The following is an 18,024-nucleotide window of genomic DNA, read 5'->3' as shown; positions in this document are numbered from 1 at the left end:
CGCCGGCATGTCCAGAGCCTGGTTCGCCAGCAATCCGGCGCTGCGGCGCGTCAGGCTGTGGAAGGCGCTGGGCTGGCTGCTGCTGGCCGCCATCGTCTACTTCTCCCTCACCGCCGACCCGCTGCTGCCGGACACCGAACTGCCGGTGGACAAGCTGGAGCACTTCGGCGCCTATCTGCTGCTGATGCTGCTCTTCACGCAACTGTACCCGCACCCGGGCGCGCAGCGGCTCCTGGGCGGCGCCTTCATCGGCCTGGGCGTGCTGCTCGAATTCCTGCAGGGCCTCACCGGCTATCGTCTCTTCGACTATGCCGACATGCTGGCCAACGGCCTCGGCGTGCTGACCGGCTGGCTGCTCGGCCGGAGCTGGCTGGCCGGGCTGCTGCCCGCCATCGAGCGGCGCCTGCCCGCGCGGGGCGCTTAGTCGCGGGCTGCCCGCAAGGGCCACTCCCCGATGCGCACGCGCCGCAGGAGATCCCCCAGAATCGCCAGGATCAGCACGCCGACCATCACCGTCTGCACCATTTCCCAGTCGGGCTTCAGGCTGCCCAGGGCCACCAGCAGGGTGGTGGCGGCGGCCGGCGGGTGCGAAGCCCGCAAGAGATAGCCCAGCAGCAGGGTCAGGGCCACTGCCAGCACCGCGGCCCAAAGCCGTGGCCTGGTCAGATCATGGCTGGACAGCACGGCGGGCGCCTGATCCGCGCCCAGGAGGAAAACCGCCGCCAGGCCGGCGCCCAGGCCGAGCAGATGCCCGACCACCGTGTTGTAGAAGCGCGCACTCCTGCTCTCCGGCGTTTCAGCCTGCAGGAAAGCGGTGGGGCCCAGGCTCGGGAAGATCCAGGGCTCATGGGCCAGCAGCCCGACCGTGCCCACCGCCAGCATGAGCAATCCAGCCACCAGCGGCGCCCAGACCGCATCGGGCACGGCGGCGGGCCAGTGTTGCCGCTTGGCGGTTCCAGTGCGCTGCTGGGTACTCATTCCGCCGCCTTGTCGCCGGACACGACCTGGGCGTGGTTCAGCGCCGCCACCAGGGCCACGCCGCCGAGAACATTGCCCAGCAGGGTGGGCAACATGAAGCGCAGATAATCCGCCCAGGCCGCCTGGCCGACGACGACCACGTAGAGGGCCTCCACCGAACCGGCGACGATGTGGGCCAAACCGCCCAGGCCGACCAGGAAGGTCAGCAGGGTGATGATGCTGACCCGCGCCGTCTCGGCGGCGGGCAGCAGCCAGACCATGAGCGCGATCAGCCAGCCGGCGAAGATGCCGCGCAGCAGCACCGTCCAGAAGTCGCCCGCCAGGCTCTCGCGGCCGATCTCCAGAAAGGCCTGCTGCACCGGCGGCGCGAACACGTCGCTGTGGCCGACCGCCACGGCAAAGAGCAGCGCGCCCAGCAGGTTGGTGGCCAGCACCACACTCCACAGCCGCAGCACGTTGAGCAGGACGCTGCCGCGCGGACGCGCCAATAACACCAGGATCGGCGTCAGGGTGTTCTCGGTGAAGAGCTGCTGGCGGCCGAGAATGACGATCAGAAAGCCGACGCTGTAGCCGAGCTTGACCACCAGCGGGCGCCAGAACGCATCCGGCAGGTGGGCCTGCAGCAGACCTTGCGCCACCAGGGAGAAACCCATGGACAGCCCCGCCGCCAGCCCCGACCAGGCCAGGGCCGATGAGGAGCGCGCCAGCTCGCTCTCCCCCTCCCGCCGGATCACCTCATGCACCACCAGCGGCCGCGGGGCGCTGCGCTCCTCGATCTCCGCCTGCTCCGCCGCCTCCAGGCCCGGATCGGGCTTGAAGGCGCCGTGCGCCTGGCCGTTAGGCCGCATCTCCTCGCGGGGCACGGCCGGTCAGGCGGCGACCACCAGGGCCTGGGGGGCGGCCTGGCGGATGCGGGTCAGCAGCCAGTCGAGTTGGCGCTTGCTCTGGGCGCCAATGCTCTCGCAGGCGGCCAGCAGCTCCTGATCCCGCAGCGCCCGGGCCGCCTGCGATAATACGCCGGCGGACAGCTGCACCTCTTGGGCCAGCAGATACAGGTCGTGCAGATCGCGCACCAGCGCCAGGTTGCCGCGGCGCACGCCGCGGAACAGGGCCTGATGCAGGCGCTCCGGCTCACCGGGCGCCTCGGTGGCGTAGCGCGTCACCAGCGGCGCCAGCACCTGGCCGGCATCCTGCGACCAGGCGGCCAGCAACCGGCAGGTCTGTTCGATGTCCGGCTCATCACCGTGCTGCCCGGCCACCGCCAGCAGGGCGTCGGCCAATTGCTGCTCGCTCGCGCGCAGCAGTTCCAGATAATGTCCCACGTGCATCGTCGCCTCCTGTCATCTCCTGGGCGCTTCCACCTTGCGGATGCGCACGGCCGCGTACTTGAAATGGGGCTGCTTGCTCACCGGGTCCCACTCGGTCAGGGTCAGCTCGTTGGCCGCGCGGGCGCGCTCGGGCTTGTCCCAGTAGCCGTAGTGGAAGGGAATGAAGACCAGGCCCGGCTCGATGTCGCCGATGCGGGCCGGCTCCACCACCCGGCCGCGGCGCGATTCCACCTCCACCCAGTCGCCGTTGCCGATGCCGTAGCGGGCGGCGTCCTCCGGCGAGAGCTGCACGTAGGCATCCGGCGCGGCCTCATAGAGGGAGGGCGCGCGCCCGGTCTTGGTGCGGGTATGGAAGTGATAGACCAAGCGCCCGGTGGTGAGCCACAGGGGATAGTCGTCGTCCGGCAGCTCATGGGGCGGCCGGTAATCGGCAGCCTTGATGAGCGCGCGGCCTTGGGGGTCGTGGGCGCGGTATTCCTCTTGCGGCACCGAAGCGCCGGTGTCGAAATCCTGGCCGTAGGTCTCGCAGTAATCGGCGGCGGTGTTGAACACGCCATCGGTGTAGAGGTGGGGCGTACCGTCGGGATAGCGCTCGTTGCAGGGCCACTGGATGCCGGAGCCCTCGCTCAGCTTGGCGTAGCTCATGCCGCTGTAGTCGCAGGGCCGGCCGCGGGTACAGGCCTTCCAGGCCTCGAAGGCACCCTCCGCGTCCTGCCACTGGATCAGCGGCGCGCCGTCCTTGTCGCGGAAATCCATGCGCTGCGCGTAGTCCAGGAAGATGTCCAGGTCCGCACGCGCCGCGCCGGGCGGCTCCACCGCCTTGCGAGAGATGTGCACGGTCCGGCTCACGTTGGTGAAAGTGCCGGTCTTCTCGCCCCAGATGGCGGCGGGCAGGACCACATCGGCAAACTCGGTGGTCTCGGTGAGGAAAGCGTCCTGCACCACCACGAAGAGATCGTCGCGGCCCAGTATCCGACGGATGCGCGGCAGGTCCGGCATGGACACGGCGGGATTGGTGGCGCTGATCCACAGGAGCTTGATAGAACCCTGCTCCGCGTAGCGGAAGATCTGCATGGCGTGGGTGGGCGGGCTCCAGTGGGGAATGCGGTCGATATCCACGTTCCACAGGCGCGCCAACTGGGCAATGTGCTCATGGTTGCCCCAGTTGCGAAAGCCGGGCATGTCGCCGTCGGCGCCGCACTCGCGGGTGTTCTGGGCGGTGGGCTGGCCGTTCATCTGCAGGATGCCGCAGCCCGGCTTGCCGATCAGGCCGCGGATGATGTGCAGGTTGTTGACCTGCACCGCCGCCGCGGTGGCCTGCATGGACTGATAGACACCCTGCAGCACGCTGGACACCAGACTGCGCGCCCCGCCGAGAATGTGCGCCGCCTCGCGCAGTTGCGCGGCGGGCACGCCGGCCAGCGCCTCCACGCGCTCGGGCGACCACTGGCTCACCACCTGCCGCAGATTGTCGAAGCCGATAGTGTGGGCCTCGATGAAAGCACGGTCGATCTGCCCGGCTTCGATGATGAGATGCAGCAGGCCGTTCATTACCGGCACGTTGGTGCCCACGCGCGGCGCCAGGTGGATGTCGGCCTCCGCCGCGGTGAAGGTACGGCGCGGGTCGATGACCACCAGCTTGGGCGGGTTGGGACCGCGGCGGCGGTCGAGGATGCGCATCCACAGCACCGTCTGCTGGGAAGCGATGTTGTGGCCCACGTGCAGGATGGCCTCGGTGGTGTCGAGATCGTCGTAGCTGCCCGGCTGGCCGTCGCTGCCGAAGCTTTCCTTGAGGGCGGCGGCGGCCGTGGCGGTGCACAGGCGGGTATTGCCGTCCATGTGCGGCGTGCCCAGGCCCGCCTTGCCGATGACGGCCAAGGTGTAATACTCCTCGATGAAGAGCTGACCGCTGGTGTAGAAGCCGATCGCCCCGCTGCTGTGCTCGCGGATGATCTCTTGGGAGCGCCGCACGATCAGGTCCATGGCCTCGTCCCAGCTGGCGCGCTCGAGCCGGCCGTTGCGGCGGATGAGCGGATGGGTCAGGCGGTCGGGGCTGTTGTTCGCCTCCCAGCTGTGCAGTCCCTTGGGGCCGAGGCGCCCGCGGTTGACGATGTCCACCGCCCGGCCGCGCACCCCGACGATGCGCCCATCGCGCACGCCGATGTCCAGCGCGCAGCCGTTGGAACACAGCACGCAAGCCGATTGCACCCAGCGTTCCGGCGCCGCCAGCGTGCGTTCGTCCACCCGTACCGGCCAGTCCCCGACATAGGGGGTACGCTCGCCCCAGATGTCGCTGATGCTGTCCCTGGTCTCCTGCATCATCTCCTCCTTCGCCCGGCTTTGGCAGAAAGGCGGAAACCGGACCGACGCCGATAAATAAGCGTTTCTGAGGGGAAATCAGCAGAGAAGTTCCTGCAAGCGGGGAGACCTGCGGCTTTGGTCCGTCAGGCTTTGGTCCGCCCGCTCAGCCCTCCAACCGGAAAGCGCGGGCCAGATGCCGCAGGAGAATTTGCCCCGCCTCCTCGGCGCTGCGGCCGAAGGCGATGATGCCGTCCTCGTGGCCGGCCATGGCGAAGATGCTCCGCTCGCGCGCAGGGCCGTCGCGCAACAGCCGCCGCACCGCCTCGGCCATGGCCGGCGTGCCGTAGGCCACGTCGGCGGGGGTAGCGGGCAGGCCGAGGGCGCGGGCGTGGCGCCAGATCTCGGGCGAGTGCACGTGCATCACGTACTGCACGGCTTCATCGAGGGCGTAGAGCACGCCGTGGGTCATGGCCTCGGAGGACGGGTGGACCGGCCCCTCGGCGACGATGCGGTTGCCTTCGGGATGGCACGCCAGCACGGTGGCGTAGTGGCCGGCATCCAGCACGGGCAGGTGCCCCGTCTGCGTGCCGCTGATGAGAAAGCGCGGCTGGGCGCCGGCGTGCGCCGCGGGCAGACGGCGGCTGACGTTGCCATAGCCGACGCCGCCGTAGCGCTGTGGGTCGCGGCCGACGAGGCCGGTGAGATGGAGGATGCGGCGCCAGGCGCTGAGCTCGCGCACCCAGTCCGGCGCCACGGGCGGCGCCGGCGTGAAGCGCAGCTCGAACTTGACGACGCCCTCCTGCTCACCCGGCATGGCCCGGGGCCCGGTGCAGACGGAGAAACGGATCGCTTCGCATCGCCTCATCTTACGCGGCGCCGGTGCCAAGCGGAAGCGCGCCGCTGGCAAAACGGCGGCGCTGTACTAATATTCAGCACGATCGCCGTCACAAAAAAGAACCCCTTGCGGGACAGCACCACAAAGGAAAGCCCATGAACGCCGCCGCCTACTTCCTGCTCGCCGTCGCCGTGGCCCTGGCCATCTACGTGATCGTCACCTACAACAGCCTGGTCGCCATCAAGCACAACGTGCGCAAGGCCTGGTCCAACATCGACGTCCTGCTCAAGCAGCGCCACGACGAGCTGCCCAAGCTGGTGGAGGTCTGCCGCCAGTACATGAAATTCGAGCAGGACACCCTGGAGCGCGTGATCCAGGCGCGCGCCCGGGTGGCCAGCGCGCGCCAGGCCGAGGACGTTGCCGCCCTGGGCCTGGCGGAAACAGCGCTGCGCCAAGGGCTCGGACAGATCTTCGCGCTGGCCGAGGCCTATCCCGAACTGCAGGCCAACGAAAACTTCCGCCACCTGCGCGAGCGCATCACCGGGCTGGAAAACGCCATCGCCGACCGCCGCGAGTTCTACAACGAAAGCGTCAACATCAACAACGTGCGCATCGAGCAGTTCCCGGACAGCCTCATCGCCGGCTGGTTCTCCTTCCCCGCCTTCCGGCTGCTGGATTTCCAGGCGGACGAGAAAAAGGACCCGGACCTGAAGGCGCTCTTCGGCTGAGCGGCGCGCCGCCCCGGCAGCTCCGGTGCCCGCGCCGCGCCTCCCCGCCGCCCTGCTCGCCCGCACCGGCGCCCAGGGCGCGCTGCTCCTGCTGGCCCTCTGGACCGACGCGCCCCGCGTCCGGGCCGCGGCCCTGGGGGGCGTGGCCCTGGGGGGCGTGGCCGCCCTCGCCCTGCTCGCCTGGCTGGGCGCCATCCGGCGCCGGCGCGCCATCCTCGACACCCCCACCGCCCGCGTCGCCTCCGCGCCCCAGGGCTACGTGGAGCTGACCGGCCGCTGCGTGCTGCCGTCCGGCTTCCCGCCGCTCGGCCTGCGCGCGCAGGAACTGGCCCTCGGCGTCGGCCACGCCTGGTTCCGCTACCGCATCGAGGAACGCGACGCCCAGGGCAAGTGGCGCCTGGTGAGCGAAGGCCGCAGCGACCAGAGCTTCATCCTGCAGGACGATAGCGGCCAATGCCTCGTCGACCCGAGCGGCGCGGAAGTGGTCACCCGCCACCAGCGCACCTGGTACGAGGACGGGCGGCGCTGCACTGAATGGTACCTGGCCCCCCTCGACCCGCTCTACGCCATCGGCCACTTCACCTCGATCAGCGGCAGCACCGCCGCCCTCGATTCCGAGCTCGACCTGCGCCTGCTGCTGGAAGACTGGAAGCGCGACCAGCCGCGCCTGCTTCAGCGCTTCGACGCCGACGGCAGCGGCCACATCGACCAGGACGAGTGGGAAGCGGCCCGCGCGGCGGCCCGGACGGAGGTCGAGCGCCAGCACGCCCAATTCCGGCGCCAGGACGGCATCCACACCCTGCGCGCCCCGACCGACGGCCGCCCCTACCTCATCGCCAACCTCCCGCCCCGCCAGCTCGCCGGCCGCTATACCCGCTGGGCCTGGGTGCACCTGCTGGTGTTCCTGGCGGCGGGCACGGGGGCCTTGATGTGGCTGGCGGCTGCTTGAGGCGCCCTCGCGCGGCGGACCGCACCGATGCGGTACGCTTTTCATCCTTACTTTTCTGGAGGCTGCATGCGACTCTTCCTGCTCATGGCCGCGCTGCTGCTGGCCGCGCAAACATCCTGGGCGCAACTGCAGGATGAAAACCTCATCCAGGACCTGCCGCCGGGCTACAAAATCGATTTCCAGGCCCGCAAGGGCAACATGCTCCTCACCGAAATGGTGCCCCGAGGCGAGTCCGTGCACGACTGGTCGGAAATGCTCACCACCCAGATCTTCCTGTCCCTGAAAAGCGCCACGCCCCAAGGCTTCCGCGACCGCATGCAAACGCTGTGGACCGGCTCCTGTCCAGGCGCCACCTTCGCCAGCGTCGCCGAGGGGCGCGAGAACGGCTACCCGTTCGCCGTCTGGATCCAGCACTGCCCGCTCAACCGGAGCACGGGCAAGCCCGAAAACACCTGGTTCAAGGCCATCCAGGGCAACGACAGCTTCTACCTCGTGCAGAAAGCCTTCAAATTCGAGCCGTCCAAAGCGCAGGTCGTGCAGTGGACCCGTTATCTCCGCTCCGTGCAGGTCTGCGACACCCGGCTGGCGGACCGGCCCTGTCCCAAGCTCGGCAAGGCCAGCCATTGAGCCTGGCCGCATCCTCCCTCCATCGCCGGCGCCGAGCCAGGATCAGCCCAAGTCCGTCCGGCCCGGCTATACTCGGATGACGCGGCACGGCCTGCGTCCACGGCGACAATAACAACACGGAGGAGGATCGATGAACGCCACCGCGATCGCGCTGCTTGGCTACATTGCTTGGACCTTGCTGCTCCTGGGAGGGATCGCCGTGCTGCGCGTGTCGGTCTCGGTCCTGCAGAACAAGCCGGCCAACAGCTTCCGTCCCGACGGCTCGGACGTCTCGCCGTTCTCGGGCCGGCTGTGCCGGGCCCACGCCAACGTCTACGAGAGCTTTCCCTTCATCGGCGGCCTGCTCCTGCTCGCCCTCGCCACCGACACCACCGGCATCACCGACCCCCTGGCGCTCGTGCTGCTGGCCAGCCGCATCGCCCAGTCCACGGTCCACCTGCTGTCCACCAGCGCCGCCGCGGTGTTGATCCGCTTCGGCTTTTTCCTGATCCAGTACGCCATCGCCGCCTATTGGACCGTCCGTTTCCTGGCGCACTTTCTCGCCTGACGCGCAGCATCGCCCTCAAGCCACACGTTTTACAGGACAGCCGCCATGCCGCAACCCAGCCCCCTGGCCCAGCCCGGCCCCTGGAACACCATCGCCGCCGGCTACGTGGCCGATCTGCTGCCGATCTTTGCCCTTTACGCCCGCGATGCCATCGCGCTCGGCCGGCTGCCCGCCCGGGCCCACGTGCTCGACGTGGCCGCCGGTCCGGGCACGCTGTCGCTGCAGGTGGCCGCGGCGGCGGAGCGCGTGGTCGCCGTGGACTTCGCCGAAGCCATGGTGGCGCAACTGCGCCGCCGCGCCGCCGAAGCGGGGATCGGCAATGTCGACATCCACCAGGCCGACGCCCAGTCCCTGCCCTTTGCCGAGGCCAGCTTCGACGCCGCCTTCTCCATGTTCGGCCTGATGTTCTTCCCGGACCGGGCGGCGGGCTTCCGCGAACTCGCGCGCGTGCTGCGTCCCGGCCGCCGCGCCGTGGTATCCAGCTGGGCGCCCCTCGATCAGGTCCCGCTCATGGCCGCCCTCTTCGACACCCTGCGCGCCTGCCTGCCCGGCCTGCCGTTCGCATCAGGGAAAGGGCCGCTGGCCGATGTCGAGGAATTCCGGCTGGAAATGACGGACGCGGGCTTTCACGAAGTCGAGATCCACACCACCGCGCACCGCAACGCCTACCCCTCCATACACGCCTTCTGGGAGTCCAACGTACGCAGCTCCGCCCCGGTGGCGCTCCTGAAGCAGAAGCTCCCTCCCGCTGAGTGGGAAGCGCTCTCCAAGGAGCTCGTGGCGAGGCTCGAAAGCGAATTCGGCGCAGGCCCGGTGGAGATCCACTGGCCTGCCCGCTTGGGGGTGGGGGTAAGGTAGGGGTGTTTTTGTTTAGGTTCCTTGGCCGCCGGGCTGGATTGGCTCAGTCCGTCAACAGGATCAGTTGTCAGATTCCTGCACCATCGCCAGCCGGGTCGCAACTTTTTGACGGTCGAGCCACGCAGGAAATGTAGCCGAAGGGTGTAGGAATGTTAGACCTGACCCTGTTTCGCGCTTCCTTAGCCTTGTGCTGTCCCTTGCTTTTTAGGTAGCTCTGGGTTCATAAAGTCCCAAGGTGCAGCACTACCCACATGGAAATCTAACTTTGGAACATAATTCGATGAGTCATTTAAAGTTCCAGCCTTTATACCCAGCATTCCTGGCATATTGCTGAATCGAGCAAACAATTGAGAGCCACAATTCGGGCAAAAACCTCTTTTGTGCATATTTCCGCTGTCTGCCTGAGACTCGAAGTATTTTACTTCACCTGAAACAACAACATCTTTTTCAGGAAAAATCATCGCTGGAATGAATGCACTGCCTGATGACCTTTGACAGTCTTTGCAATGACAATTTCCAGCAAACACTGGCTCAATATCAACTGAATAGCTTATCTCCCCACAAAGACACTGCCCAGAATACTTTGCATTCACAAAAGACTCCTATCTGATAAAGGGTGCACAACGCCAAGCTCAGCGGCAGAGGGCTGCGGAGCGGTCCAATGTCGGCTGAAGTGCAGTGTTATGCTTTATCCAAAAAGAGCATGCTTGATCCTCTCTGCAATGCTGAGCTGACGTTCATCTTCTACAACCATTTTGGGGGTAGCAGCCTTCAGGCGTGTAACGGAGACCCCATGAACTAGCGGAGGCAGACCATTCAACCAGAAGAAGAATCTTCCGATTACCGTTCTATGCACTCCCGAGCTTATGAAGTATTCCCCAGAGAGCTCATAAAATGACCAATGGTCCTTTTCGTCTTTGCCTAGGTAGCAGTCCGGATTTCGATGAAGGTCTTTTGCATTGTCGACGGCCCGCTTCAGAGATTGAAACGCAACTTTCGGATCGTTCCTATCACCCTCTACGGAACCCAGCACTGGCTTTAGTTGGCCCCAAGTCATCCCGGCGTAGTCAGGGTGATAACAGCCTCGAACTTTAGACAAATCAACAGAGCCCAAAAAGGTCTCAACAATTTGAAAACATCGCTCGTCGAACGCCTCCAAAAGATCATCCGCAAATGGCACATCCGCGAGATCTATATTTTCAATTCGTGTTTGGTACGGCATTTCCCCATCCTGGAGCATAACGTTAGAGTTAAGTGGCTGGCCGAAGGCAGTCCCGTTGAACGACTAGCTAGAATCTTCTCAATCAAAGATGAACGAGAATTCTGTATGGCATCCATTTCGTAGCTTTTGAAGCAACTGCTCAGGTTGAAGCCCTTCATTGTGAGTCGCAAGGTCAAGGTAAAATTCTGCTCTTCATGCTTTGCGTAAACGATCCAATCGCCAGTTAAGCCACGGCTGGCCCGATCTTCAAATCCTTCAACTACGAGTCGATGTGTCAGTACGTTTGGCCATAGATCCGGGTCTTCTCCATACTCGTTTGCAACGTCCTCAATCATTACTGAAAGATCCTTGTTGCCGCTTTCAAGATTCCAACGAACGCTCACATTCTTGATGAGGTGCCTTGCTGAGAAGAAATGCTTGTGCCAAAAGCCTTGAAGTGGTGGCTTCCGAAATTGTGCCTCTTTCTTTATTCGGGATGACGACTTGATGCCCTCCAGATAGTCGAGCTCATCTAAGACGGAGAAGACATCAATGTTTTCAGCGGAGGCATTGGCCAGACGAATCGCCAGGGCGATACTGACGCGCTCCTGGTAAGGCCTGTTCCGTAAGACGGCACTTTTAAAGGCGGATAACTCTGCCTTGCCAAAGCTTACTTTTACGAAGCCATTCTGTGTCATGAAGTTCTAACGTGGAAGCGAGTGGCCTGTGCAGCTTTTCGCACAGGCCACTCGACTGTAAGGTTATATCTCATTTTGCAGCGAAGAAAATTCCGGTCTTGGGCCAAGCTTGAACTCCTGGCGGGCACAATTGGAAATAACGTTTTCTATTTGAAGCATGAGGTCCACAAACTCTTGGTAGTCAAGCTTGCCGTCCGACGAAAGAATATGCAAAAACTGTTTCTTGGAAATGGTGCCCGTCGGGCGGAAGCCTATTAGCCAGTTGGAGAGGTTCAGGAATTCAGTAGACACCTCACCAATGTCGTCGTGGTAGTCATCACCGCAGTAGTAGTGCAACGACGTTAGCCAAGCATTTGCCTCAGAAATGTCGTCGTACCAACTAAGCGGTGCATCTTCGGGAAGTTTGACTGTCTTGGTGTTCTTGACGTAGGCACCAATAGCACGCACTCGAATTAGATATTTGACAGCGTTGTGATAGCACGTCTGCCTTTGATCTCTCAACCAGCGATCATTTTCTTGTTCTCGCTCTCGCTCGTACTTCTGTTCTTCTCGCTTCTGTGTGAAGCGATGCGTTAAGAAGACTGTTGAGAGCGCACCAGCGGCACCAAGGACTGCACCGACAAGGCCAACGGTAGCGGTATCCACTTTGTGAAACCTAACGCACCAGCTCAGCCGACGGCGGAAGCGGGCAAAGCCCTCTGTAGCCGGTCGGCTGGAGCGCAGGGTTGGGCGTCATTTCACCGGATACCGGAATATTCATCGGTAATAGCCCGAACAAAAGTCTTCATGGCCTTAGGCGATGTCAAGTGATGCACTCGCTTGTGAGTGGTCTGCTCTGCAACCAACTGCCGGTATTTGGGTGTCAATTTTTCATGACAGAGCCGAAGTACGCGATAGCTGTTCAATGTGCCGCGCCATATCGGACTATTCTCAGGCCACCCCTCGGGCGTGACGACAAGACCCTTTACAAGACGCTTTGTCACCCAGACGTAATGCGTGAATAGAGGTAGGTCGACGTAGATCAACGTGTCAGCAGCCGAGAAACGTTCCCAGGCGGATGGCACGCAGCCGAACCCGTCAATGATCCACCTGTCTCCGCGTATGAGTTCGGAATGAATCCGAAGGTACTCGTTGTGAGGCACCTCACCGCCACCAGGCTTGTATTTGATGGTGTCGAGTGAGTGCAGCGGCAAGCGGGTAATGCTGGCCAGTTGCCGAGCTAGCGTTGATTTGCCGCCGCCAGCATTGCCAAAAACTGCAACTCGCCTCATCTCAGGCATTTTGCTCACTGATCTGCTCTCCATGCCGCCCAACATGTGAGTTCAGCAGCGGCAAAAGCGAAGCTTTTGGCAGTCCACTGGAATGATGGGTTGGGCAGCGAATTTCAGAAACCATGCTCGCGCTCTACGCGACAGACGCGAACACGAAAAGCGCTATACCAATCTTCGGTCAGTGGGGTCAGGTCTAACATTCCTACACCGCGGCCAGCCGGGTCCCCACTTTCTGTAGAGATCGGTCCAGTAGGTACAACAGAAAGATGTAAAATGTGAGACCTGACCCCATTTCATGCATTTCGCACGAAGCGCCGACGTAGCGAGTCCCTCTCGAAGCGATTGTTAGGGCTCCCCAAGCTTTGCCTTGACGCTAGCTTCCGTGTCACGTTTAGATTTCCCCCAGGGTGTCTCATTCTCAAAATAGCGCAACAATTGCTCAGCCTTTTCCGGGTGGGTGGTAATTACTTTTAGTTTCGGATCGATTGGTTGCCTCAGAGGTACGCGACGCTCGAAAAGACCTGATAACAGCTTGTTTTGCGACTCAATAGTAAGATCATGAACATAACTGCCGATGTCATCCATCGCTTCCTTGTACCTCCCCACCAATATTTTTAACTGTTCATACTCATCCTTGGATATCGGACCGGGCACTAGAGGTCTCGGCATGTTCGGTGGCGCGTTTTCCGGCGGGTCCATGGGCAGCACCCGAAGGAGTGCGGTAAACAATGGGACAAACGCTTCCCGAGCATCATGATTCGCGGCGTTCAATGCTACCTGAAAGACCTCAATACCAGGAAAAGCTATGGACCAAGCCTCAAATTCCTGGATGAGTTCAATAAGCGCATTGTTTGCTTCTGTATGTAGCCGTGAAAATTCCGGCGCACGCTCCTTAATAGGGGCCGGTTGCAACCCCTGTGCAATTTGCCTTTGATAATTCTCGACGTTGAACGGAATCATGTACGCGTACATGGCCGCGTGGACATTTGCGTTCGATAACTTTCTTACCTTTTTGGTAAGAATTTCATGCAACCGAAGCTTCAGTTCTTCTCTGGCGTTATCTCGCTGGAGCATGAGTGAACTCTTATGTTGGCGACCAAGCTGCCAGACTACAGTTACGGCGGCAGCAACGATTCCAACAACCGTCAAAGCATGGCCGATCAGATCAACTGCGTTTTGTTCGAACCACGTTGCCATTATGTCCTTAAGCCCTAACGTTCAAATTCACCCGACCACGGAAGCGGGCTAAGCCCTCTGTAGTGGGTCGGGTGGAATGCAGTGTTAGGCATCGTTTTTCTGAAGCCAAGCGATGACATTGGCGGCATTTTCGTTTGGCGGAAAAACTGGATAGAACACTTTGCGTATCGAACCGTTTTTAATAATGAGGGTGAGCCTTTTGATGAGGCGTAAGGAGTTGTATTTGAACGTAGGCAGCCTCAATGCGGTTGCCAACTCAAAGCTGCTGTCGCTCAATAACTCAAAAGGCAAATGGAGGCGCTGAACAGCTTCTTTCTGGTCTTCCGATGATTGCGAGCTGACGCCGTATACCTTGGCCCCTATATTGAGAAGGTCAGAATGATGGTCACGAAACGAACAGGATTGTGGCGTACACCCTCTTGCGCCAGGGATCTCGTTCCAACCAACCATCGGAGGTGCATCCGGCCTCCCGGTCATGGGGTAAAAATAAACGACGGATATTCCATCCTCAAGCCCAAGGTTTATCTTGGCGCCTGAAGTACTTGCCAGAGCGATGGTAGGCATATTCATCCCTTCCAGATGGGCGCATGCACCATCATCTTCAGGGACCGGCAAATCATCTGGCAGAACAAGTAGATTCCGTGTGTTCATTTGTTTCCTTTGTGTTCAGCCTAACGTTTCGCTTGAGGGGCGCGGAGGCAGCAAGCGAAGCTTGCTGGCGGAGCGTCCCTCTCGAAGCGATTGTTAGGGCTGATTGCCACCACGGCTAGCTAGCCCCATCCAGAAGAGGCTTCAATCGCTCGGAATATTTGAAGCAAGGACCATTATTTCCGTCGTACTCAATGTTGGTTACGATTTCGTTGTCAGTGGCTATTTTGACTTTGCAACCAAGAGGGGTGGGATCGTAAGCGTAAGTTGTTGATGTAGCCTTGAATGGTTTATTCCCCGCTGTGCCGTCGGTCGTGGTCGTAACGGCGGTCGGAAATGGGTTGGTTCCGGTGGTACTCCAAACATACACTTTTTTCCCTGCGACCACGTACTCCTGGTCTGGAATGCCAAGATAATTAATTGCGACTTTGATATTTTGGCCCTTCAGTTTTGGTAAGGCGCGGTCAAAAGTATCGAAACTCGTAGCACATGCGGTTAGCAGCAAGCCGAGCAATAGAACTGGGGTGTATTTCATTGTGCAATCTCCGAACACGAAATGGATGGTGGGTTTGTCTCTGTGTGGTGTATCCAGTTCAGCACAGCCTCGGTAAACAGATTGACTGACATTGATAATTCCCACGTGGAGTTGCTGCGAAGATCTTGCGAAAAGATGTCGTTGGATGTCGTATCTCCGGTTCCATATACCTTGAAACTGAATCGGCGTGAACAATCTTGTCGCAAACATCCTTGATAGAGAAATTAACGGTTTCTTCTTGGTTATTTGCGTACTTGAAAAGAAACCCGCAGTAGGAAACAAATGGGATTGTGGTGCGGTGGTCGAGACCCTGATAGAACTTCGTGCGCAGTGAAATGGCAAGATTGAGAAGCAGAGACGTCATAAGCTCCTCGTAAATTTCTTTGGTTTTTTCGACTCCCTCCAAATGCGTACTGTCAACAAATAAGTGATACGCAGCCACATCAAGCGCATGACATTCGATCGCTATTGAACGAAGTAAATCGAATGTCACCTTGTGGTTTCCGAGGAGTTCCATAGTAGCCCTAACTTTCTATTAGCCACCCTAACAGGTGCATTATTTTACACCAACATAGCGTGTAACACCCATACGCATTAACCCCACCGGCACATATCGCCAGATCGCCTTTGTTACACACCCTAATGAAAAAGCGGATCAGACCACCAAAGTTGCCGTCACGCCAACCGGCCATCCCAAACCAAAGCGGCTGGATCAAGCCAAGGACCCCATCCATGCAGGCATTATAGCCCATGCACGGAGCAGGCGTGTCGGGCTGGATTGTGGGGGCTGTATCCTGTTTCATGGCAAGCGCCGCCTCTGGAACGAGGGGCGGCGGGATGGCGAGTGCAAGTCAAGGCGAGGCTGGGCGGCGCGGCTTTTCGCGCGGTGCTGAAGCAGTCGCTGTCCTGGCTGGACCACCTGCTGTGCGCGAGGCGGCCGGCAAGCTTGGTGGCTGGGCGAGGCAGGAAGGCTGTTGAGACAAGATTGGGCTGAGATTGCGAAATCCAACGGGGGCAAGCTCAGGCGCGCGCCGCCCGCTCTGCCTGCTCCCCTCGATCAGGCGCCGGCTCAGCCCAGCCTGCGCCCCAGCACCCCCGCCCTCTTGCCCTCCCGCTTCCCCATCAGCAGCGCCTCCACCTGTGCCGCCCGGTGGGCGTAGGTGTGTTCGGCGAGGACGCGGCGCAGGGCGGCTTGGCCGATGGCGCGGGCGCGCTCGGAGGTGAGGGCGCGGAGGTGTTCGGCGACTGCGTCGCCGTCGCGGGCCACGAGGATCTCGCGGTCGGGCTCCAGGAAGCATTCGATGCCTTCCCAGTGGTCGGTGATGAGGCACGCGCCGGCGCCGGCGGCTTCGAAGACGCGGGTGGCCGGCGAGAAGCCGTAGCGGGCCATGCTTTCGCGGCTGATGTTGAGCACGGCGCGCGGGGTGCAGTTGAGGGCGTTGTGGTCGGCGGTGTAGACGTGGCCGAGATAGCGGACGTTGGGCGGCAGGGGCTTGTCGCCCCAGCCGTTGCCGCCCAGGAGAAAGCGCTTGTCCGGCAGCGCGGCGGCGGCCTTGAGGAAGAACTCCTCCACCCGCGCCTCGCGGTCGGGCAGGCGGTTGCCGAGGAAGGCGAGGTCGCCGTCGAAGCGCGGGTCCGGCGGCACCGGGTGGTGGGTGGCCGGGTCGAGGGCGTTGTAGACGGGCACGCACTGGCGCGCGTCGAGGGCGGTGTAGGCGTTGACCACCGGGTCGCCGCCGCCGTAGGTGAGGATGAGGTCGTAGCGCGGGATGAGGGCGCGGAAGGGGTCGGCGGGATCGTGCTGCACGCGGTCGAGGGTGGCGGGCGCGTCCACGTCCCAGAAGGCGACCAGGGTGGCCGGTCCCTGCATGTCCAGCACGGCGGCCTCCAGCAGCGCGTCGAAGACGCCGACGCCGCTGGCCTTGACGACGAGGTCCGCGCCGCGCGCGTCCGCCAGGGCCCGGCGCACGCCGTCCTCGCCCTCGCCGGGATAGACCACCACCCGCGCCCAGCCGGGGTCGGGGATGTCGCGGTGCTGCTGGCGGCCGTAGGCGTCGGGCTCGTAGAAGGTGACGCGGTGGCCGCGCTCGTGCAGGGCGCGGATGATGCCGCGGTAGTAGGTGGCCGCGCCGTTCCAGTAGGCGGAGACGAGGCTGGAGCCGAAGAAGGCGATGCGCAGGCCGGCGCTCATGCCAGCGCCGCCTGCCGCGCCGGCAGGCCCTCCAGCTCGGCGTGGATGTCCAGCAGCTCGTCCACCCGGTGGGCGCAGGTGTGGCGCGCCAGGATGGTCTGGCGGCCGCGCTCGGCCAGGGCGCGGGCGGCGTCGGCATCGGCCAGCAGCATGCGCAGGTGGGCCTGCATCTCGGCGCCATTGCGGGCCACGAGGTAGTCCGCGCCGGGGGTGAAGAGGCCTTCGGCGTCCTCCCAGGGGGCGGAGACCAGCGGGATGCCGCAGGCCAGGGCCTCGAAGGGGCGGATGGTGGGAATGCCTGGCAGCGCCCGCGCGTAGGGCCGGCGCGGCACGTGCACGGTGACGCGGTAGCGGGCGAAGGCGGCCGGCGCGGCGTGGTTGGGCAGCCAGCCGCCGTAGTCGATGCCGGCCTCGCGCAGCGCGGCGAGCGCGTGCGCCGGATAGCGTACGCCGTGGATGCGCGCATCGAGGCCCAGGGCCTTGACCGGCCCCAGCAGGAATTCGTGCAGCTCGGCCGTGCGCTCCTCGTCGCCCCAGTTGCCGATCCAGACGAGATCGCCCGCCTTCTCCTCGCCGTCGAGCGGCCGGAACACCCGCACGTCGGCGGCCTCGTGCCAGGTCCAGGCGCGCGCCGCCCAGCCCTGGGCCAGATAGAGGTCGCGGATCACGCCGCCGAAGGCCAGCACGCCGTCGTAATGGCGCAAGTCGTAGGCGGCCATGGCGGCGGGGTCGGTCGCGGCGCGGTGGTGGGTGTCGTGGAAGAGCAGGCGGTAGCCGCCCGTGCGGGCGCGGTGCGCGCCGATGCGCCGCACCAGTTCATGCGTGTTCCACTCGTGCACCAGCACCAGGCCGGCGCCGTCCAGGGCCGCGTCGAGATCGAGGCTGCGCTCGTCGTAGAGCCGGCTGCGCAGCCCCGGATAGGCGGCGTGGAAGCCGTCCAGCGCGCTCTCGCCGTGTTCGGCCAGCAGGTTGGCGCGGCTCCAGCCGTCGGCGGGCTCGTAGACGTGCACCTCGTGGCCGCGGCGCAGGAGCTCGCTCGCCACGCCGCGCAGGAAGTGGGCATTGCCGTGGTTCCAGTCGGACACCAGGGAATGGTAGAACAGGACGATACGCAAGCGCTGGCCTCCCTTTG

At 62.9% G+C, this 18,024-nt stretch carries 21 protein-coding genes; 6 read left to right on the top strand and 15 right to left on the bottom strand.

Features of this window, described 5'->3' with window-relative positions; genetic code table 11:
• The first annotated feature begins 7 nt into the window (after window positions 1-7).
• Complete coding sequence (locus tag G579_RS15620; protein WP_051180789.1) at window positions 8-424, top strand: VanZ family protein; 417 nt, start codon at window positions 8-10, stop codon at window positions 422-424.
• Here the strand turns inward: G579_RS15620 and G579_RS15615 are convergent.
• The 5 genes from G579_RS15615 to G579_RS0103315 form a co-directional block, all read right to left on the bottom strand.
• A complete protein-coding gene (locus G579_RS15615) occupies window positions 421-978 on the bottom strand; it encodes an HPP family protein (protein ID WP_051180788.1) in 558 nt (185 codons plus the stop codon). The two genes, G579_RS15620 and G579_RS15615, sit on opposite strands and share 4 nt — an antisense overlap.
• On the bottom strand, window positions 975-1,826 hold the full coding sequence (locus G579_RS0103330; protein ID WP_051180787.1) for a formate/nitrite transporter family protein: 852 nt from the start codon (window positions 1,824-1,826) through the stop codon (window positions 975-977). Before G579_RS0103330 ends, G579_RS15615 begins: the two co-directional genes overlap by 4 nt.
• Window positions 1,827-1,847: 21 nt before the next feature.
• Entirely contained in the window at window positions 1,848-2,306 is a 459-nt protein-coding gene (locus G579_RS0103325) for a hypothetical protein (RefSeq protein ID WP_028989044.1), read from the bottom strand.
• Window positions 2,307-2,318: 12 nt separating this feature from the next.
• Window positions 2,319-4,625, bottom strand: a complete 2,307-nt coding sequence (locus G579_RS15610; protein ID WP_038017857.1) for a molybdopterin oxidoreductase family protein — start codon at window positions 4,623-4,625, stop codon at window positions 2,319-2,321.
• Between the two features lie 145 nt (window positions 4,626-4,770).
• Window positions 4,771-5,472, bottom strand: a complete 702-nt coding sequence (locus G579_RS0103315; protein ID WP_230973777.1) for a class II aldolase/adducin family protein — start codon at window positions 5,470-5,472, stop codon at window positions 4,771-4,773.
• Between the two features lie 125 nt (window positions 5,473-5,597).
• On the opposite strand from G579_RS0103315, the gene G579_RS0103310 reads away from it, so the two are divergent.
• The 5 genes from G579_RS0103310 (at window position 5,598) to G579_RS0103290 (ending at window position 9,151) form a co-directional block, all read left to right on the top strand.
• Window positions 5,598-6,170 (top strand): LemA family protein, encoded by a 573-nt coding sequence (locus G579_RS0103310; protein ID WP_028989042.1) that lies wholly within the window; start codon window positions 5,598-5,600, stop codon window positions 6,168-6,170.
• 25 nt (window positions 6,171-6,195) lie between these two features.
• Window positions 6,196-7,119, top strand: a complete 924-nt coding sequence (locus G579_RS0103305; protein WP_081662558.1) for a hypothetical protein — start codon at window positions 6,196-6,198, stop codon at window positions 7,117-7,119.
• Window positions 7,120-7,185: 66 nt separating this feature from the next.
• A complete protein-coding gene (locus G579_RS15605) occupies window positions 7,186-7,746 on the top strand; it encodes a hypothetical protein (RefSeq protein WP_038017854.1) in 561 nt (186 codons plus the stop codon).
• Window positions 7,747-7,876: 130 nt separating this feature from the next.
• Window positions 7,877-8,293, top strand: coding sequence for an MAPEG family protein (locus G579_RS0103295; RefSeq protein WP_028989040.1), 417 nt, complete (start codon window positions 7,877-7,879; stop codon window positions 8,291-8,293).
• A 45-nt stretch (window positions 8,294-8,338) separates the two neighbouring features.
• Window positions 8,339-9,151, top strand: coding sequence for a class I SAM-dependent methyltransferase (locus tag G579_RS0103290; protein ID WP_028989039.1), 813 nt, complete (start codon window positions 8,339-8,341; stop codon window positions 9,149-9,151).
• Between the two features lie 179 nt (window positions 9,152-9,330).
• Here G579_RS0103290 and G579_RS18520 read toward each other — a convergent pair whose 3' ends face one another.
• From G579_RS18520 to G579_RS0103270, 10 genes are all read right to left on the bottom strand, one after another.
• Window positions 9,331-9,744 carry a GFA family protein gene (locus G579_RS18520; protein WP_081662557.1) on the bottom strand — a complete coding sequence of 138 codons (414 nt, stop codon included), beginning with the start codon at window positions 9,742-9,744 and terminating at the stop codon, window positions 9,331-9,333.
• Window positions 9,745-9,839: 95 nt separating this feature from the next.
• The gene (locus G579_RS18955; protein WP_155989726.1) at window positions 9,840-10,373 is read right to left on the bottom strand and encodes a hypothetical protein; all 534 of its coding nucleotides are present in this window, start codon (window positions 10,371-10,373) and stop codon (window positions 9,840-9,842) included.
• Complete coding sequence (locus G579_RS18950) at window positions 10,343-11,050, bottom strand: hypothetical protein (protein WP_155989725.1); 708 nt, start codon at window positions 11,048-11,050, stop codon at window positions 10,343-10,345. The genes G579_RS18955 and G579_RS18950 overlap by 31 nt, the downstream gene beginning before the upstream one ends.
• A 63-nt stretch (window positions 11,051-11,113) precedes the next feature.
• On the bottom strand, window positions 11,114-11,695 hold the full coding sequence (locus G579_RS18945; RefSeq protein WP_155989724.1) for a hypothetical protein: 582 nt from the start codon (window positions 11,693-11,695) through the stop codon (window positions 11,114-11,116).
• A 92-nt stretch (window positions 11,696-11,787) separates the two neighbouring features.
• The gene (locus G579_RS18515) at window positions 11,788-12,339 is read right to left on the bottom strand and encodes a P-loop NTPase family protein (RefSeq protein WP_211218641.1); all 552 of its coding nucleotides are present in this window, start codon (window positions 12,337-12,339) and stop codon (window positions 11,788-11,790) included.
• Between the two features lie 327 nt (window positions 12,340-12,666).
• Window positions 12,667-13,518 carry a hypothetical protein gene (locus G579_RS18940; protein ID WP_155989723.1) on the bottom strand — a complete coding sequence of 284 codons (852 nt, stop codon included), beginning with the start codon at window positions 13,516-13,518 and terminating at the stop codon, window positions 12,667-12,669.
• 84 nt (window positions 13,519-13,602) lie between these two features.
• Window positions 13,603-14,169: a peroxiredoxin gene (locus tag G579_RS18510; protein ID WP_081662556.1), complete on the bottom strand. Its 567-nt coding sequence runs from the start codon at window positions 14,167-14,169 to the stop codon at window positions 13,603-13,605.
• A gap of 115 nt (window positions 14,170-14,284) precedes the next feature.
• A complete protein-coding gene (locus G579_RS18935) occupies window positions 14,285-14,701 on the bottom strand; it encodes a hypothetical protein (RefSeq protein WP_155989722.1) in 417 nt (138 codons plus the stop codon).
• 1,069 nt (window positions 14,702-15,770) lie between these two features.
• On the bottom strand, window positions 15,771-16,892 hold the full coding sequence (locus G579_RS0103275) for a CgeB family protein (RefSeq protein ID WP_028989037.1): 1,122 nt from the start codon (window positions 16,890-16,892) through the stop codon (window positions 15,771-15,773).
• Window positions 16,889-18,007 (bottom strand): CgeB family protein, encoded by a 1,119-nt coding sequence (locus G579_RS0103270; RefSeq protein ID WP_028989036.1) that lies wholly within the window; start codon window positions 18,005-18,007, stop codon window positions 16,889-16,891. The genes G579_RS0103275 and G579_RS0103270 overlap by 4 nt, the downstream gene beginning before the upstream one ends.
• Window positions 18,008-18,024: the final 17 nt, after the last annotated feature.

Source organism: Thermithiobacillus tepidarius DSM 3134, from assembly GCF_000423825.1.
GTDB lineage: Bacteria > Pseudomonadota > Gammaproteobacteria > Acidithiobacillales > Thermithiobacillaceae > Thermithiobacillus > Thermithiobacillus tepidarius.
This window is presented reverse-complemented; position numbering and strand designations above follow the sequence as displayed.

Coding starts and splice junctions, on each gene's coding strand:
- G579_RS0103330 (WP_051180787.1), bottom strand. CDS start 1,826: ATGCGGCCTAACGGCCAGGCGCACGGCGCCTTCAAGCCCGATCCGGGC.
- G579_RS18940 (WP_155989723.1), bottom strand. CDS start 13,518: ATGGCAACGTGGTTCGAACAAAACGCAGTTGATCTGATCGGCCATGCT.
- G579_RS18510 (WP_081662556.1), bottom strand. CDS start 14,169: ATGAACACACGGAATCTACTTGTTCTGCCAGATGATTTGCCGGTCCCT.
- G579_RS15620 (WP_051180789.1), top strand. CDS start 8: ATGTCCAGAGCCTGGTTCGCCAGCAATCCGGCGCTGCGGCGCGTCAGG.
- G579_RS0103325 (WP_028989044.1), bottom strand. CDS start 2,306: ATGCACGTGGGACATTATCTGGAACTGCTGCGCGCGAGCGAGCAGCAA.
- G579_RS18935 (WP_155989722.1), bottom strand. CDS start 14,701: ATGAAATACACCCCAGTTCTATTGCTCGGCTTGCTGCTAACCGCATGT.
- G579_RS18950 (WP_155989725.1), bottom strand. CDS start 11,050: ATGACACAGAATGGCTTCGTAAAAGTAAGCTTTGGCAAGGCAGAGTTA.
- G579_RS0103315 (WP_230973777.1), bottom strand. CDS start 5,472: ATGAGGCGATGCGAAGCGATCCGTTTCTCCGTCTGCACCGGGCCCCGG.
- G579_RS0103290 (WP_028989039.1), top strand. CDS start 8,339: ATGCCGCAACCCAGCCCCCTGGCCCAGCCCGGCCCCTGGAACACCATC.
- G579_RS0103295 (WP_028989040.1), top strand. CDS start 7,877: ATGAACGCCACCGCGATCGCGCTGCTTGGCTACATTGCTTGGACCTTG.
- G579_RS0103310 (WP_028989042.1), top strand. CDS start 5,598: ATGAACGCCGCCGCCTACTTCCTGCTCGCCGTCGCCGTGGCCCTGGCC.
- G579_RS15615 (WP_051180788.1), bottom strand. CDS start 978: ATGAGTACCCAGCAGCGCACTGGAACCGCCAAGCGGCAACACTGGCCC.
- G579_RS15610 (WP_038017857.1), bottom strand. CDS start 4,625: ATGCAGGAGACCAGGGACAGCATCAGCGACATCTGGGGCGAGCGTACC.
- G579_RS0103275 (WP_028989037.1), bottom strand. CDS start 16,892: ATGAGCGCCGGCCTGCGCATCGCCTTCTTCGGCTCCAGCCTCGTCTCC.
- G579_RS18955 (WP_155989726.1), bottom strand. CDS start 10,373: ATGCCGTACCAAACACGAATTGAAAATATAGATCTCGCGGATGTGCCA.
- G579_RS15605 (WP_038017854.1), top strand. CDS start 7,186: ATGCGACTCTTCCTGCTCATGGCCGCGCTGCTGCTGGCCGCGCAAACA.